Origin of the sequence: Cryobacterium adonitolivorans (assembly GCF_004402695.1) — a bacterium.
Taxonomy (GTDB): domain Bacteria; phylum Actinomycetota; class Actinomycetes; order Actinomycetales; family Microbacteriaceae; genus Cryobacterium; species Cryobacterium adonitolivorans.
In genome coordinates, this window is the sequence record NZ_SOFL01000008.1 from 70,872 (window position 1) to 85,499 (window position 14,628).

Genomic DNA, 14,628 nt, shown 5'->3' on the forward strand with positions numbered 1-14,628 from the left:
TCTCGTGCACGCCGGCGAACGACGGCGTTGGGTGGGGCTGGCGAGAGGACAGGAGAGGCCCCATCGCGGCGGGCGACGGGGCCTCATCGGGCAACTCGAGCCCCCGGGGAGGCTGGCGCTCGCTAGTTGGAGATGCGCTCGGCGATCAGGGGGCCGCCGTCGAGCACGGGCTCGCCGGGATCGCCGATGCGCCAGGCGCCCTCGACGGCCTCGAGGGCCCGCGCGAAGCGCTCGGGCTCGTCGGCGCTGAGGGTGAACAGCGGCTCGCCCTTGCGGACGGTGTCGCCGGGCTTGGCGTGCAGGTCGATGCCCGCGGCGTGCTGCACCGGGTCCTGCTTGCGGGCGCGGCCCGCTCCCAGGCGCCAGGCCCCGATGCCGAACGGCAGCGCCTGCTGCTCGACGAGCACCCCGTCGCGGTCGGCGAGCACGGTGTGGGTTTCGCGAGCCACGGGCATCGCGGCATCGGGGTCGCCGCCCTGCGCACGGATGACCGCGCGCCACTTGTCCATCGCGCGACCGTCTTTCAGGGCCACCTCGACGTCGACGTCCTTCTGGCCGACCAGGGCGAGCATCTCGCGGGCCAGCGCCACGGTGAGCTCCACCACGTCGGCGGGGCCGCCGCCGGCGAGCACCTCGAGGGACTCCCGCACCTCGTTGGCGTTGCCGATGGCCAGGCCCAGCGGCACGTTCATGTTGGTCAGCAGGGCGGAGGTGGCCACGCCGGCGTCCTCGCCGAGCGCAACCATGGTGCGGGCCAGCTCGCGGGACCGGTCGATGTCCTTGAGGAACGCGCCGGAGCCGAACTTGACGTCGAGCACCAGGGCAGCGGTGCCCTCGGCGATCTTCTTGGACATGATCGACGACGCGATCAGCGGGATCGCCTCGACGGTGCCGGTGATGTCGCGCAGGGCGTAGAGCTTGCCGTCGGCCGGGGCCAGGCCGCTGCCGGCGGCGGAGATGCAGCCACCGACATCCTGCAGCTGCGCGAACATTTCTTCGTTGCTGAGGTTGGCGCGCCAGCCCGGGATGGACTCGAGCTTGTCCAGGGTGCCGCCGGTGTGGCCGAGGCCACGGCCGGAGAGCTGCGGCACCGCGGCACCGAAGACCGCCACGAGGGGCATCAGCGGCAGGGTGATCTTGTCGCCCACACCGCCGGTGGAGTGCTTGTCGGTGGTCGGTTTGCCCAGGCCGTCGAAGCTCATCCGCTCGCCGGAGTTGAGCATGGCCATCGTCATGTCGCGGATCTCCCGGCGGGACATGCCGTTGAGGAAGATCGCCATGGTCATGGCGGCCATCTGTTCGTCGCCGACGTAGCCGCGGGTGTACGCGTCGATCAGCCAGTCGATCTGGGGCGTCGAGAGTTCGCCCTTGTCGCGCTTGGCGTGGATCAGGTCGACGGCGTCGAAGGCCTCGATGGTGCGGGCGGGGGTGGAGCTCATGAGTTGTCTTTCCTGTAGGCGGCGAGCTGGCGGGGCCCGAAGGCGTCCGGCAGGACCTCGTCGATGGTGCGCACGCCGGAGACGGTCTCCAACAGCATGCCTGGTACCGAGTGTTCGTAGAGCAGCTGGCGGCAGCGGCCGCAGGGCATCAGCGTGTTGCCGTTGCCGTCGACGCAGCTGAACGCCACGAGCTGGCCGCCGCCGGTGAGGTGCAGCACCGACACCAGCGCGCATTCGGCGCAGAGGGTGAGGCCGTAGGAGGCGTTCTCCACGTTGCACCCGCTGATCACCCGGCCGTCGGTGACGAGGGCTGCCGCTCCGACCGGGAACTTCGAGTAGGGCACGTAGGCCTTCGTCATCGCTTCGGCGGCCGCGCTGCGCAGCACGCCCCAGTCGATGTCGCCGGAGGTGGGGGTCACGGGGGTCTGGGTCATTGGCGTCTCCGTCACGATTTTATGTACGGTTTACCGGATGCCGCCGGGCCCCGCGACTGGCCCACCAGGCCGGCCACGGCGAAGATGGTGACCAGGTAGGGCAGCATCAGCATGAACTCGCTGGGCACCGGCGAACCGATGATGCTCAGCACGTTCTGCAGATTGCTGGCGAAGCCGAACAACAGCGCCGCGAGGGTGGCCCGGATCGGGTCCCACCGGCCGAAGATCACCGCCGCGAGGGCGATGAAGCCGGCGCCGGCGGTCATCTCCTTGCCGAAAGCGCCCACCGACCCGAGGGTGAAGTACGCGCCTCCCAGGCCGGCGACGGCGCCCGCGAGGGACACGTTCCAGAACCGGGTGCCGGTGACGTTGATGCCCACGGTGTCGGCGGCCTGCGGGTGCTCGCCAACGGCGCGCAGGCGGAGGCCCCACTTGGTGTGGAAGATCCCGAAGTACACCGCGGCCACGGCGATGTACATGATGTACACGATCAGGGTCTGCCTGAAGAAGACCGGCCCGATGATCGGGATCTCGCTGAGCAGCGGGATGTTGATGCGCTCGAACTTGGGCGGCTGGTTGAGGGTGGCCGCGTTGGGGGCGAGGAGCTCGGAGAACAGGAAGCCGGTGAGGCCGGTGACGAGCACGTTGAGCACCACACCGACGATGACCTGGTCGACGAAGTACTTGATCGAGAAGGCCGCGAGCACGAAGGACACCAGTACCCCGGCTACCATCGCCGCGAGCAGGCCGAGCAGCGGCTGCTGGGTGATCGAGGCCACGATCGCGGAGGTGAACGCACCGGCCAGCAGCTGGCCCTCGATCGCCACGTTGACCACGCCGACGCGTTCGGAGATGACGCCGCCGAGGGCACCGAAGATCAGCGGGACGGCCAGGCTCAGCGAACCGAACAGCAGGCCGGGCACCGGGATGCGTTCGTCGGCGGAGGCCCAGGTGAGGAAGCCGATCAGGAGCAGCACGCCGAACACCGAGATCAGCCAGAGCGGCACCTTGCGGCGGGTCTGCACCATCCAGGCGCTGAACCCGGTGATGCCGGCCAGCAGGATGCTGATCACGATGCCGGTCGGCAGGGTGGGCAGCAGCACGTCGGGCAGCTGGATCAGGTCGCTGGAGGTGGAGAGCACCATGGTGCTGGTGCCGGTGCGGCCGAAGACCACCATCAGCAGGAAGCCGAGCACGGTGAAGACGCCGAGGATGATCGGCACCTTCCAGCTCTTGATGACCGCGGTCGCCGGGCCCTCCTCGGGTTCGACGGGCTGGGTGGGCTGGTTCACGGGAGCGATGATGCTCATTTCGCCACCACCTCCTGGGTCACGTTGGGTACCGGTCTGCGGCGGGGCGCTCCGGGCGCCGGGAGCCTGAAGATCGCGCGCACCAGCGGCGGCGCGGCAATGAAGAGCACGATGAGCGACTGCACCACGAGCACGATGTCGATGGGCACACCCTCGGCGGCCTGCATCGAGAAGCTGCCGGCCTTGAACGCGCCGAACAGGACGCCCGCTGCGAACACGCCCCAGGGCTTGGACCGGCCCAGCAGCGCCACGGTGATGGCGTCGAAGCCGATCCCCGAGTCGATGCCGGCGCCAAAGCCGCTGGTGGTCGTACCGAGCACCTGGTTGATGCCGGCCAGGCCGACGAGGCCGCCGGAGAACAGCATCGCGTAGACGTACATGCGCTGCACGCTGATGCCCGCCACCCTGGCGGCGTTCGGGTTCTCGCCGACGGCGCGGAACTTGAAGCCCAGGTTGGAGCGGCCGAGCAGCCACCAGGTGAACACCGTGGCGCCGATCACCAGGATGAAGCCGAAGTGCAGATTGTAGTTCGGGCCGAGCAGGTCGAAGAAGACCGCGGTCTCCTTGCTGGCCGGGCTCTTGGGGTTGTTCGACCCGGGGGTCTTGAGGAACCCATCGCGCAGCAGGAAGCTGACCAGGTAGAACGCCACGTAGTTGAGCATGATCGTGGTGATGACCTCGTGCGCGCCGGTGCGGGCCTTGAGCAGGCCGACCAGGCCACCCCAGAGGGCGCCGCCGAGCACGCCGGCGACGAGCGCGGCGATCATGTGGATGCCCGCCGGCAGGTCGACGGCGAAGGCCACCCAACCGCCGAGGGTTGCGGCGATGAGCATCTGGCCGCGGCCGCCGATGTTGAACAGGCCCACCCGGAACCCGAGCGCGACACCGAGGCCGGCCGCGATCAGCGGGGTGGCGTAGGTGAGGGTCTCGGTGAACGGGCGGATGCCGTCGGCGAAGCTCGGCCGACGGAAGTTGTACACCGAGCCCTGGAAGAGGGCGGAGTAGGCGCCGGACACCGCGTCCCAGGCGGCGGAGAGCATGTCGCCGGGCCTGGAGAAGAAGTAGCCGGCACTCTCCTGCACGTTCGGGTTCGTCAAGGCGATCATCACGGCGCCCACGAGCAGGGCCAGCAGCACAGCCAACACCGAGATGATGGCGTTGCCGGTGGTGATCTCCCGGAAGACGTTCTGCCAGCGGGAGGTTTCGGCCGGCTCCGGCGACGCCGTCGGGGTCGGGGTTGTGGTCGGGGTGGGCTGCTGCGCGGCGCTCATGCTGCGGCTCCTTCTGCGGGGGTTTCGCCCGCCATCATGAGACCCAGAACGGATCGGGGGGTGTCGCCGGGAACGATGCCGACGATGCGACCGCGGTACATCACCATGATGCGGTCGGCGAGTGCGGCGACCTCGTCGAGTTCGGTGGAGATCACGATCACCGGGGTGCCGGCATCCCGGGTCGCCACGATGCGTTCGTGCACGAATTCGATCGAGCCGACGTCGAGGCCGCGGGTGGGCTGCGCCGCCACGAATAGTCGCAGGTCGCGGCTGAGCTCGCGGGCGAGCACCACCTTCTGCTGGTTGCCGCCGGAGAGGCGGCCGGCGGGCGTTTCGATGCCCTGGGACCGCACGTCGAACTCCGTCACCTTGGTGCGGGCGAAGTCGGCGAGAAAGGACAGCTGCAGGTTGAACCGCTTGACGAACGGGCGTTTGTTGGCACGGTCGAGCATCAGGTTCTCGGCGATAGTGAAGCCAGCGACCAGGCCGTCCCTGGTGCGGTCCTCCGGCACGAAGCCGACTCCGGCGTCGAGCACCTGACGCACCGAGTGGCCGCGCAGCGACTTGCCGTCGAGGGTGATCTCGCCGACGACGCGGGGTTGCAGTCCCATCAGCGCCTCTGTCAGTTCGGTCTGGCCGTTGCCCTGCACGCCGGCGATGGCGAGGATCTCGCCCACCTTGACGTCGAAGCTGACGTCGTTGACCAGGATCTGGCCGAGCGGGTCGATCACGGTGAGGTTCGTCACGACCAGCGCCGGGGCTCCCGGGGTTGCGGGTTTCTTGTCCACGGTGAGGTCGACGGCGCGGCCGACCATCAGGGTGGCGAGTTCTTCGTTGCTCGCGGTCGGCGAGGCGGTGCCGACGACTTTGCCCAGGCGGATGACGGTGATCCGGTCGGCGACCTCGCGCACCTCCCGCAGCTTGTGCGTGATGAAGACGATCGAGGTGCCGGCGGCCTTGAGCTGGCGCATGATGTTCATCAGCTCGTCGGTTTCCTGCGGGGTGAGCACGGCGGTCGGTTCGTCGAAGACGAGCACCTTCGCGTCGCGGGAGAGCGCCTTGATGATCTCCACGCGCTGCTGCACACCGACGGGCAGGGCCTCCACGAGGGCGTCGGGGTCGACGTCGAACCCGAAACGGTCGGAGATCTCACGGACCCGTTTGCGGGCGGCGGCGAGGTCGAGACGACCGCCGGCCTTGACCTGCTCGTGGCCCAGCATCACGTTCTCGGCCACCGTGAACACGGGGATCAACATGAAGTGCTGGTGCACCATGCCGATGCCCGCGGCCATTGCGTCGCCGGGTCCGGCGAAGTGCTGCGGCACGTCATCGAGCAGGATCTCGCCCTCTTCGGCCCGGTACAGGCCGTAGAGCACGTTCATCAACGTTGACTTACCGGCTCCGTTCTCGCCGAGCAGGGCGTGGATCTCGCCCTCCTCGATGGTGAGGTTGATGTCGTCATTGGCAACAAGGGCACCGAATCTCTTCGTAATGCCGCGAAGTTCGAGCTTCATAGTGTCGATTCTATTGAGGTGCCGTCCGGCGGGGGCCTATTGCCGTTGCGACACCACGCAACGAAACGGGGAGGCCAGCATGCTGGCCTCCCCGGTGCCCTCGATGGGCGGTACTGCTAACGGTAATGCCTGGTGAGATGGGTATTACTTGGGCGTGGAGTCGCTCGTCACGACGATGTCGCCGCTGATGATCTGCGCCTTGATGTCGTCGAGCTCGGTGACCAGTGCGGGGTCAACCTTGGACTCCCACTCGTGCAGCGGGGCCAGGCCGACGCCCTCGTTCTCCAGGGTGCCCACGTACGGCTCGGAGGAGAATTCGCCGTCGGCCGCGTCGGTGATGATCTGCTGGGTGGCGTCGGTCATCGACTTCATGATGGAGGTGAGGTACATCGCCGAGAACTCGGGCGTGGTTTCGAACAGGTCGCTGTCGACGCCGACGATGGCGACGTCCTTGCCCGAGTCGGTGATGGCCTGGGCGGTGCCCTGGAAGAGCGGGCCGGCGACCGGGAGGATGATGTCCGCTCCGGCGTCAATCAGGCCCTGGCTGAGCGTCTTGCCCTGGTTCTGGTCATCGAAGCTGCCGGCGAACAGGCCTTCCTGGGTTTCCTTGCTCCACCCGGTGAGCTGCACGTTGGCGCCCTTTTCGGTGTTGTAGTAGGCGATGCCGTCCGCGAAGCCATCCATGAAGATCGTGACCGAGGGGAACTGCATGCCACCGAACGTGCCGACGATGCCGGTCTTGCTGGTGCCTGCGGCAAGGTAGCCGGCGAGGAACGCGGCCTGCGCGGTGTCGTAGAGGACCGGCTTCACGTTGTCGAGCTCCAGCGGGCTGAAGTCGTCGTTGGAGAGCGCGGAGTCGATGATCGCGAACTGGGTGTCCGGAGCGGTCTCTGCCGAGTCCCTGGTGGCGTTCGCCAGGGCGAAGCCGACGGTGAGGACGAAGTTGCAACCCTGGTCGACCATGCTGGTGACGTTGCCGGCGTACTGGTCCTCGGAGGTGGACTCTGCCTGCTTGAACTCGACACCGAGCTCCTCGGCGGCGTTGGACATGCCCTCGAAGCTGGACTGGTTGAACGACTTGTCGTCGAAGCCGCCGAAGTCGGAGACGATGCAGGGCAGGAAGTCCGATGCGGCGTCGTTGGCGCCGGCATCTTCGGTGGGGGCCGGCGCACACGCCGCGAGCAAAGCGAGAACGCCGAGTGAGGCAAGGCCGCCGAGCGTTGCCTTGCGGGTCGTGATTGTCAAGATTGACCTCCAGATGAGGCCCGGCGTGGGATCGCACGGGCTGCTATATGGTCTACACGTTACCCAGAACAGCCCTGCTCAGATGAGCAAACCGACACTGTAGCCAAAAGGTTATCAAGCCGCGACATTTCCGAAATCGCACCGACACAAATGGTCATCTACCGGGCCTATTCCTGAGAAAGTCTCGCGGCCCGACCGGCCCGTGGGCTACAGGACGTCGGAACTGCCCGACAGCCGCAACGCGTCGACGACGGCCTTGACCTTCTGGGCGTTGGCGCTCGTGGTCACCAGCAGGGCATCGGGGGTGTCGACGACGACGATGTCGTCCACGCCGATCAGCGCGATCATGCGCTTGGTGTGACTGACGACGATGCCGCTGGAGGAGTCGGCGAGCACCCGGGCGCCCTCGCCGAGGATCGCCAGGTCGCGCTTGCGGCCGTTGGCGTGGATCTTGGCGATCGACGCGAAGTCCCCGACGTCATCCCAGTCGAACTGGCCGGGGATGACGGCCAGCTTGCCCTTCGCTGCGGCGGGCTCGGCGACCGAGTAGTCGATGGCGATCTTCTTGAGCTTGGGCCAGACCTGGTCGACGACGGCGCCGCGGCGCGGGGTGTCCCAGGCCTCGGCCAGTTCGAGCAGCCCAGCGAGCAGCTCGGGCTCCGCCCTGCCGATCTCCTCGAGCAGCCGGTCGGCGCGAGCGATGAACATGCCGGCGTTCCAGAGGTACTGCCCGCTGGAGAGGTAGCGCTTGGCAGTGGCCGGGCTGGGCTTTTCCACAAAGGAGTTGACCGACTGGGCGCTCGGGGCACCGGGGATGTCCAATGCCTCGCCGGTCTTGATGTAGCCGAAGCCGATCGCCGGCTCGGTGGGCTGGATGCCGATGGTAACGATCAGGCCGGTGTCTGCGGCGGCGATCGCCTCGACGACGGCCTGGCGGAAGGCGGCCGGGCCCTTGATGACGTGGTCGGCGGCGAAGGAGCCGATGATCACCCCGGGTTCGCGGCGCTCGAGGATTGCGGCGGCCAGGCCGATCGCGGCAGAGGAGTCCCGGGGTTCGCTCTCCAGGACCACGTTCAGGTCGGCGAGTTCCGGCAGCTGCTCCTCGACGGCGGCCCGGTGCGCCCGCCCGGTGACGACCATGATGCGCTGGTCGCCGGACAGGGGTGCGAGCCGGTCCCAGGTGGCGCGCAACAGCGTCTGCCCGCTGCCGGTGAGGTCGTGCAGGAACTTGGGCGCGTCGGCGCGGGACAGCGGCCAGAGCCTGGAACCGATCCCGCCGGCGGGGATCACACTGTAGAAGCGGTCGAGGGCATCGCTGGAGTGGGACATTGCGCCAGACTACCGGTCCATCGCCCCTGTTCATCCTGGGTTCACCGCACGGACGTGCGGGCTGCCTACTGTGGCGGCATGAGGGTTGCCGTCGTCAGCGAAAGCTTCCTCCCCACTATCAGCGGGGTCACAACGAGCGTCTGCAAGGTGCTCGACGAGTTGCGCCGCACGGGCCACGACGCCCTGGTGATCGCGCCGTTCGGCGCCCCGCCCAGCTACGCCGGTTTTCCCGTGCACACGGTGCCCTCACTTTCCTACCGGCAGTTCCCGGTCGGCCTGCCCAACCCCCGGGTGCTGGGGGTGCTGGCCGACTTCGAGCCGGACGTGCTGCACGCGGCCTCACCGTTTCTCCTCGGCGCGCAGGGCATCGCGGCCGCCCGGCGCCTGGGCGTGCCGAGCGTGGCCGTGTTTCAGACGGATGTGGCCGGGTACGCCAGCCGCAACCACCTCGGCCAGGCGACCGGGCTGGCCTGGCGGTTCGTGAAGTGGGTGCACGACGGCGCCGACCTCACCCTGGTGCCGTCCACGGCGTCGATGAAGGACTTGCGCCGCATCGGCGTGCAACGCCTGGACCGGTGGACCAGGGGCGTGGACCTGGAGAGCTACCACCCCAACACCCGGCACGGCGCCGGGGTGGCAGAGTTGCGCCGGCGGCTGGCGCCGAACGGTGAGGTGGTGGTCGGTTACGTCGGCCGGATCGCCCCGGAAAAGCAGGTGGAGCGGTTCAGGGCGCTCCGCGGCCTGCCGGGGATCAGCATCGCCCTGGTCGGCGACGGGCCGTCCACTCCCCTGGTGGCCCGGGCCCTGGCGGGGATGCCGGTGACCTGGCTCGGTCGGCTCGCCGGCGCCGAGCTCGCGGCGGCCTACGCCAGCTTCGACGTGTTCCTTCACGCCGGCACCGAGGAGACCTTCGGGCAGACCCTGCAGGAGGCGCACGCCGCGGGACTGCCCGTCGTGGCGCCGCGTGCCGGCGGCCCGATCGACCTGATCGAGCACGGTACCGACGGTTTCCTGTTCGTGCCGGACGATGACAGGGACCTGCGCCGCCACGTGGCCGCGCTGGTCACCGATGTTTCCCTGCGGCACCGGATGGGCGAGGCCGGCCGGCGGGCCGTGCTCGGCCGCAGCTGGGAAACCGTCTGCTCCACCCTGTTCGGGTTCTATCAGCAGGTCATCGACGAGAACCTCGCGATGCGGGCGGAAACCCTGGTTCCTGCAGCGCAGCGCCGCTGATCCGCACTACCCTTGATGCGGGTCCAAAGCCTCTGGTCACCAGCGGCTGCGCTCCCGGTTAGGCACCCCTAACCAGACTTATCTCGTCGTCAAGATATAGAATGGCGGCACGTGTTTGTTCAACGATGACACCTCGTTCAGCAGGGGTCACGACTCAGCCAGGGAGGGTTGGTCATGCCACAGAATTCGGCAGAGGCCCTGACAGCTCAGCGGAAGACGACCTCGCGTCGCCCGGCCGGAACGCTCTACCGTGGCCGCGAGGGCATGTGGTCCTGGGTGTTGCACCGGATCACCGGGGTGGCGATTTTCTTCTTCCTCCTCGTGCACATCCTCGACACCGCTCTCGTGCGGGTCAGCCCCGAGGCGTACAACGCCGTGATCAGCCAGTACCAGACCCCCCTGATGGGCCTGGGCGAGGTTGCCCTCGTCGGCGCGATCGTGTTCCACGCCTTCAACGGCCTGCGCATCATCGCCATCGACTTCTGGAACGCCAAGTACCAGCGGGTGCTGTTCTACGTCGTGATCGGCCTCTGGGTGATCACGATGCTCGCCTTCGTGCCCCGTCACCTCATCAATGTGTTCAGCCACTAGGAGGACGAGATCATGACATCGACACTCGCCGCCCCCCGCAGCCCGTACGCCCGCGCCCCGCGTAAGAACGGTGTGAACTGGGAGAAGTGGGGCTGGATCTACATGCGCGTCTCCGGCGTCGTGCTGGTCGTTCTGATCTTCGGCCACCTCTTCGTGAACCTGATGGTGGGCGAGGGCGTCAGCGCCTTGAACTTCGCCTTCGTCTCCGGCAAGCTCGCCAACCCGTTCTGGCAGTGGTGGGACGTGGCGATGCTTTGGCTCGCCCTGATCCACGGCGGCAACGGCATGCGCACCCTGGTGAACGACTATGCCACGACGCGCATCAGCCGCGGCATCCTCAAATCGGCGATCCTCGCCGCCGTAGTCATCCTGATCGTGCTCGGCACCCTCGTGGTGTTCACCTTCGACGCCTGCCCGGCCGGCCAGCCCGCCGACCTTCTGCCCACTTTCTGCCAGGCCCTTTAGGCCCTCGAGGAGCTGCTAAAACTTTCATGACGGATGCACCTGTGACCAACCCCGCCGAATCCACCATCGTCGACGGGGTGCACTATCACCAGTTCGACATCGTGATCATCGGGGCGGGGGGAGCGGGCATGCGGGCCGCCATCGAGGCCGGACCGAACGCATCCACCGCCGTGATCTCCAAGCTCTACCCCACCCGCTCGCACACCGGCGCGGCGCAGGGCGGCATGGCCGCAGCACTGGCGAACGTGGAGGAAGACAACTGGGAGTGGCACACCTTCGACACCGTCAAGGGCGGCGACTACCTCGTCGACCAGGACGCCGCTGAGATCCTCGCCAAGGAAGCCATCGATGCCGTCATCGACCTCGAGAACATGGGCCTGCCGTTCAACCGCACCCCGGAGGGCAAGATCGACCAGCGCCGCTTCGGCGGCCACACCCGCGACCACGGCAAGAGCCCGGTGCGCCGCGCCTGCTACGCCGCCGACCGCACGGGCCACATGATCCTGCAGACGTTGTACCAGAACTGTGTCAAGCGCGGCATCAACTTCTTCAACGAGTTCTACGTGCTCGACCTGATCATGACCAACGTCGACGGTGTCGACCAGCCCTCCGGCGTGGTCGCCTACGACCTCTCCACCGGTGAGCTGCACGTCTTCTCCGGCAAGGCGTTCATCTTTGCCACCGGTGGCTTCGGCAAGATCTACAAGACCACGTCCAACGCGCACACCCTCACCGGCGACGGCGTCGGCATCATCTGGCGCAAGGGCCTGCCGCTGGAGGACATGGAGTTCTTCCAGTTCCACCCGACCGGCCTGGCCGGCCTGGGCATCCTGCTCACCGAGGGCGCCCGCGGTGAGGGCGCAATTCTGCGCAACGCCGCCGGTGAACGGTTCATGGAGCGATACGCCCCCACGATCAAGGACCTCGCCCCGCGCGACATCATCGCCAGGTGCATGGTCAAGGAGGTCGCGGAAGGCCGCGGCGCCGGCCCCAACAAGGACTACCTGTACCTGGACTGCACCCACCTGGGCGCCGAGGTGCTCGAGACCAAGCTGCCCGACATCACCGAGTTCGCCCGCACCTACCTCGGCGTCGACCCCGTCACCGAACCCGTGCCCGTGATGCCGACCGCGCACTACGCGATGGGCGGCATCCCCACCAACGTGAACGCCGAGGTGCTGCGCAACAACACCACCGTCGTGCCGGGCCTCTACGCCGCCGGTGAGTGCGCCTGCGTCTCCGTGCACGGCTCCAACCGGCTCGGCACCAACTCGCTGCTGGACATCAACGTGTTCGGCAAGCGCGCCGGCAACAACGCCGTCGCGTACGTCAAGACGGCCGAGTTCACCCCACTGCCGGAAGACCCGGCCAAGTTCGTGCGGGAGCTGCTCGCCACCATCCGCACCTCGACCGGCACCGAGCGCATCGCGGTCATCCGCCGCGAGCTGCAGGAGATCATGGACGCCAAGGCCCAGGTTTTCCGCACCGACGAGTCGCTGCGCGAGGTGACCGAGACCATCCACGCCCTGCGTGAGCGCTACAAGAACATCGGCGTGCAGGACAAGGGCCGCCGATTCAACACCGACCTGCTCGAGGCCGTCGAACTCGGCTTCCTGCTCGACCTTGCCGAGGTGGTGGTGTACTCCGCCCGCAACCGCAAGGAGAGCCGCGGCGGCCACATGCGCGACGACTACCCTCTGCGCGACGACGTCAACTACTTGCAGCACACCATGGCCTACCTGTCGGGCGACGCCCTGTCGGCGGATGCTGCCGACCACATTTCGCTCGACTGGAAGCCCGTGACCATTACGCGCTACCAGCCGATGGAGAGGAAGTACTAGTGAGCACCCCCACCCTCGAATCGCCTCCGGCGGTTCCCGAAGAGATCGCGTCGTTCACCGTCACCCTGTCGGTGCGCCGGTTCAACCCGGAAACCGACGAGGACCCGCACTGGGAGAACTACGACGTCGAAATGTACGCGACGGACCGCATCCTGGACGCCCTGCACAAGATCAAGTGGGAGCAGGACGGCTCGTTGAGCTTCCGCCGGTCCTGCGCGCACGGCATCTGCGGCTCGGACGCTATGCGCATCAACGGGCGCAACCGTCTGGCCTGCAAGACCCTGATCAAGGACCTCGACATCACCAAGCCGGTGACGGTGGAGGCCATCAAGGGCCTGCCGCTGGAGAAGGACCTGATCGTGGACATGGAGCCGTTCTTCGCCTCCTTCCGCGAGGTGCAGCCGTTCCTGATGGCGCAGAACACCCCCAAGGACGGCAAGGAGCGCATCCAGACCGTCGCCCAGCGCGAGCGCTTCGACGACACCACCAAGTGCATTCTCTGCGCCGCGTGCACGTCGAGCTGCCCGGTGTTCTGGACCGACGGGCAGTACTTCGGCCCGGCCGCGATCGTGAACGCGCACAGGTTCATCTTCGACTCCCGCGACGAGAACGCCGCCGTGCGCTTGGACATCCTCAACGACCGGGAAGGCGTCTGGCGCTGCCGCACGACCTTCAACTGCACCGAGGCCTGCCCGCGCGGCATCCAGGTGACCCAGGCCATCGCCGAGGTCAAGCAGGCCATCATGCGCGGCAAGCCGTAACTTCCTTACGGGTTTCTCACGAACGGCGGCCATCGGCCGCCGTTCGTCGTTAACGGGCCTGGGCGGGCGCAACCGCTGGCTAGGCTGGTGCGATGAAGATCGGCGACATTGTCACCCGCATCATGGCCACCAGGCCGGTGCGGGTTTTCACCCATTTCGGGCAGAGCCGCGGGCCGGTCCTGGCCGCCGGCATGGCGTACCAGGCCATTTTCGCGATCTTTGCCGCCCTCTGGCTAGTCTTCTCGATCGCCGGTCTCTGGCTCGCCGGCAACCCCGACCTGATGGACCAGCTCTTCGCCCTGATCAACCAGTCCGTTCCCGGCCTGATCGGCCCGAAGGGGGTGGTCAATCCCGACGACCTGGCCAATACCGGCACCCTGACCTGGAGCAGTGCCATCGCACTGGTGGGCTTGCTCGCCACCACCCTCGGCTGGCTGAGTACGACGTCTCAGGCCGTGCGCGGCATCTTCGGCATGGGCCAGGAGACCACCTTCTTCGTGCTGGTCAAGCTGCGCGAGCTCGGGCTCGGCCTGGCCTTCGGCCTCGCTCTCGTCGTGTCGGCTGTCATCTCGATTGTCAGCACGGAACTCCTTCGCGGGTTCCTCGGCCTGCTCGGCCAGGGCACCGACTCGTTCTGGTTCATCGCCTCCACCCAGGCCGTCGCGCTCGTGATCGTGCTCATCATCGACACCATCACCCTCGCGGGCCTGTTCCGGGTGCTCTCCCGGGTGCGCATCCCCTTCCGCAACCTGCTCGTCGGGTCACTGCTGGGCGCGGTGGCGCTTGGCGTGCTCAAGGTGCTCGGCGCGGCTCTCCTCGGCGGGGCGGCGAAGAACCCGCTGCTGGCCGGGTTCGCGGTGATCATCGGCCTGCTGATCTGGTTCAACCTCACCTCCACCGTCACCCTGATCTCGGCCTCGTGGATCGCCGTCGGTATGATGGATGCCGGCATCCCACCATCCAGCCTGAGCGCCGACGAGGCGAAGAAGCTCGAAGACGAGAAGGAGGCGGCGGCGCTGCGCCTCGCCGCGACAGTGGAACTGCGCCAGGCCAGGCAGGCGCGGGACGGCGCATCCTGGTTGCAGCGCCCCAGCCGCAACCGCCGGCTGCGGAAGGCCCGGCAGCGTGCCGAGAAGTCCGGCGTCACGGAGCCCGCCGAACTCTAGCCGCCCCGGCCGGCGTCGGCGGCACTTAG

General features: G+C 67.7%; 13 protein-coding genes. 6 read left to right on the plus strand and 7 right to left on the minus strand.

The genetic code is table 11. The features are described 5' to 3' along the window. Positions 1-122: 122 nt before the first annotated feature. The 7 genes from E3O42_RS02720 to E3O42_RS02750 all read right to left on the minus strand — a co-directional run bounded on the left by E3O42_RS02720 (position 123) and on the right by E3O42_RS02750 (position 8,542). Positions 123-1,439, minus strand: coding sequence for a thymidine phosphorylase (locus tag E3O42_RS02720; protein ID WP_134452398.1), 1,317 nt, complete (start codon positions 1,437-1,439; stop codon positions 123-125). Next, positions 1,436-1,873 carry a cytidine deaminase gene (locus E3O42_RS02725; RefSeq protein WP_134452399.1) on the minus strand — a complete coding sequence of 146 codons (438 nt, stop codon included), beginning with the start codon at positions 1,871-1,873 and terminating at the stop codon, positions 1,436-1,438. The genes E3O42_RS02720 and E3O42_RS02725 overlap by 4 nt, the downstream gene beginning before the upstream one ends. Before the next feature lie 11 nt (positions 1,874-1,884). Then, positions 1,885-3,183 carry an ABC transporter permease gene (locus E3O42_RS02730; RefSeq protein ID WP_134452400.1) on the minus strand — a complete coding sequence of 433 codons (1,299 nt, stop codon included), beginning with the start codon at positions 3,181-3,183 and terminating at the stop codon, positions 1,885-1,887. After that, positions 3,180-4,454, minus strand: coding sequence for an ABC transporter permease (locus E3O42_RS02735; RefSeq protein ID WP_134452401.1), 1,275 nt, complete (start codon positions 4,452-4,454; stop codon positions 3,180-3,182). Before E3O42_RS02735 ends, E3O42_RS02730 begins: the two co-directional genes overlap by 4 nt. Then, positions 4,451-5,968: an ABC transporter ATP-binding protein gene (locus E3O42_RS02740; RefSeq protein WP_134452402.1), complete on the minus strand. Its 1,518-nt coding sequence runs from the start codon at positions 5,966-5,968 to the stop codon at positions 4,451-4,453. The genes E3O42_RS02735 and E3O42_RS02740 overlap by 4 nt, the downstream gene beginning before the upstream one ends. A 144-nt stretch (positions 5,969-6,112) precedes the next feature. Next, the gene (locus E3O42_RS02745) at positions 6,113-7,213 is read right to left on the minus strand and encodes a BMP family lipoprotein (protein WP_134452403.1); all 1,101 of its coding nucleotides are present in this window, start codon (positions 7,211-7,213) and stop codon (positions 6,113-6,115) included. Positions 7,214-7,420: 207 nt separating this feature from the next. Beyond that, positions 7,421-8,542, minus strand: coding sequence for a mannose-1-phosphate guanylyltransferase (locus E3O42_RS02750; RefSeq protein ID WP_134452404.1), 1,122 nt, complete (start codon positions 8,540-8,542; stop codon positions 7,421-7,423). 78 nt (positions 8,543-8,620) lie between these two features. Here E3O42_RS02750 and E3O42_RS02755 point away from each other — a divergent pair, with 78 nt between their 5' ends. From E3O42_RS02755 to E3O42_RS02780, 6 genes are all read left to right on the plus strand, one after another. Continuing rightward, entirely contained in the window at positions 8,621-9,775 is a 1,155-nt protein-coding gene (locus E3O42_RS02755) for a glycosyltransferase family 4 protein (RefSeq protein WP_134452405.1), read from the plus strand. A 174-nt stretch (positions 9,776-9,949) separates the two neighbouring features. Continuing rightward, the gene (gene sdhC / locus E3O42_RS02760) at positions 9,950-10,366 is read left to right on the plus strand and encodes a succinate dehydrogenase, cytochrome b556 subunit (protein WP_134452406.1); all 417 of its coding nucleotides are present in this window, start codon (positions 9,950-9,952) and stop codon (positions 10,364-10,366) included. A 12-nt stretch (positions 10,367-10,378) separates the two neighbouring features. After that, positions 10,379-10,831, plus strand: a complete 453-nt coding sequence (locus tag E3O42_RS02765) for a succinate dehydrogenase hydrophobic membrane anchor subunit (RefSeq protein WP_134452407.1) — start codon at positions 10,379-10,381, stop codon at positions 10,829-10,831. A 26-nt stretch (positions 10,832-10,857) separates the two neighbouring features. Beyond that, entirely contained in the window at positions 10,858-12,672 is a 1,815-nt protein-coding gene (gene sdhA / locus E3O42_RS02770; protein ID WP_134452408.1) for a succinate dehydrogenase flavoprotein subunit, read from the plus strand. Further along, entirely contained in the window at positions 12,672-13,433 is a 762-nt protein-coding gene (locus E3O42_RS02775; RefSeq protein ID WP_134452409.1) for a succinate dehydrogenase iron-sulfur subunit, read from the plus strand. Before sdhA ends, E3O42_RS02775 begins: the two co-directional genes overlap by 1 nt. A gap of 92 nt (positions 13,434-13,525) precedes the next feature. After that, on the plus strand, positions 13,526-14,599 hold the full coding sequence (locus E3O42_RS02780) for a YihY/virulence factor BrkB family protein (RefSeq protein ID WP_134452410.1): 1,074 nt from the start codon (positions 13,526-13,528) through the stop codon (positions 14,597-14,599). Positions 14,600-14,628: the final 29 nt, after the last annotated feature.

What these genes read in the sequence shown, in the direction of transcription:
- E3O42_RS02720 (WP_134452398.1), bottom strand. Translation starts at nt 1,439, where the DNA reads ATGAGCTCCACCCCCGCCCGCACCATCGAGGCCTTCGACGCCGTCGAC.
- E3O42_RS02725 (WP_134452399.1), bottom strand. Translation starts at nt 1,873, where the DNA reads ATGACCCAGACCCCCGTGACCCCCACCTCCGGCGACATCGACTGGGGC.
- E3O42_RS02730 (WP_134452400.1), bottom strand. Translation starts at nt 3,183, where the DNA reads ATGAGCATCATCGCTCCCGTGAACCAGCCCACCCAGCCCGTCGAACCC.
- E3O42_RS02735 (WP_134452401.1), bottom strand. Translation starts at nt 4,454, where the DNA reads ATGAGCGCCGCGCAGCAGCCCACCCCGACCACAACCCCGACCCCGACG.
- E3O42_RS02740 (WP_134452402.1), bottom strand. Translation starts at nt 5,968, where the DNA reads ATGAAGCTCGAACTTCGCGGCATTACGAAGAGATTCGGTGCCCTTGTT.
- E3O42_RS02750 (WP_134452404.1), bottom strand. Translation starts at nt 8,542, where the DNA reads ATGTCCCACTCCAGCGATGCCCTCGACCGCTTCTACAGTGTGATCCCC.
- E3O42_RS02755 (WP_134452405.1), top strand. Translation starts at nt 8,621, where the DNA reads ATGAGGGTTGCCGTCGTCAGCGAAAGCTTCCTCCCCACTATCAGCGGG.
- sdhC (WP_134452406.1), top strand. Translation starts at nt 9,950, where the DNA reads ATGCCACAGAATTCGGCAGAGGCCCTGACAGCTCAGCGGAAGACGACC.
- E3O42_RS02765 (WP_134452407.1), top strand. Translation starts at nt 10,379, where the DNA reads ATGACATCGACACTCGCCGCCCCCCGCAGCCCGTACGCCCGCGCCCCG.
- sdhA (WP_134452408.1), top strand. Translation starts at nt 10,858, where the DNA reads ATGACGGATGCACCTGTGACCAACCCCGCCGAATCCACCATCGTCGAC.
- E3O42_RS02780 (WP_134452410.1), top strand. Translation starts at nt 13,526, where the DNA reads ATGAAGATCGGCGACATTGTCACCCGCATCATGGCCACCAGGCCGGTG.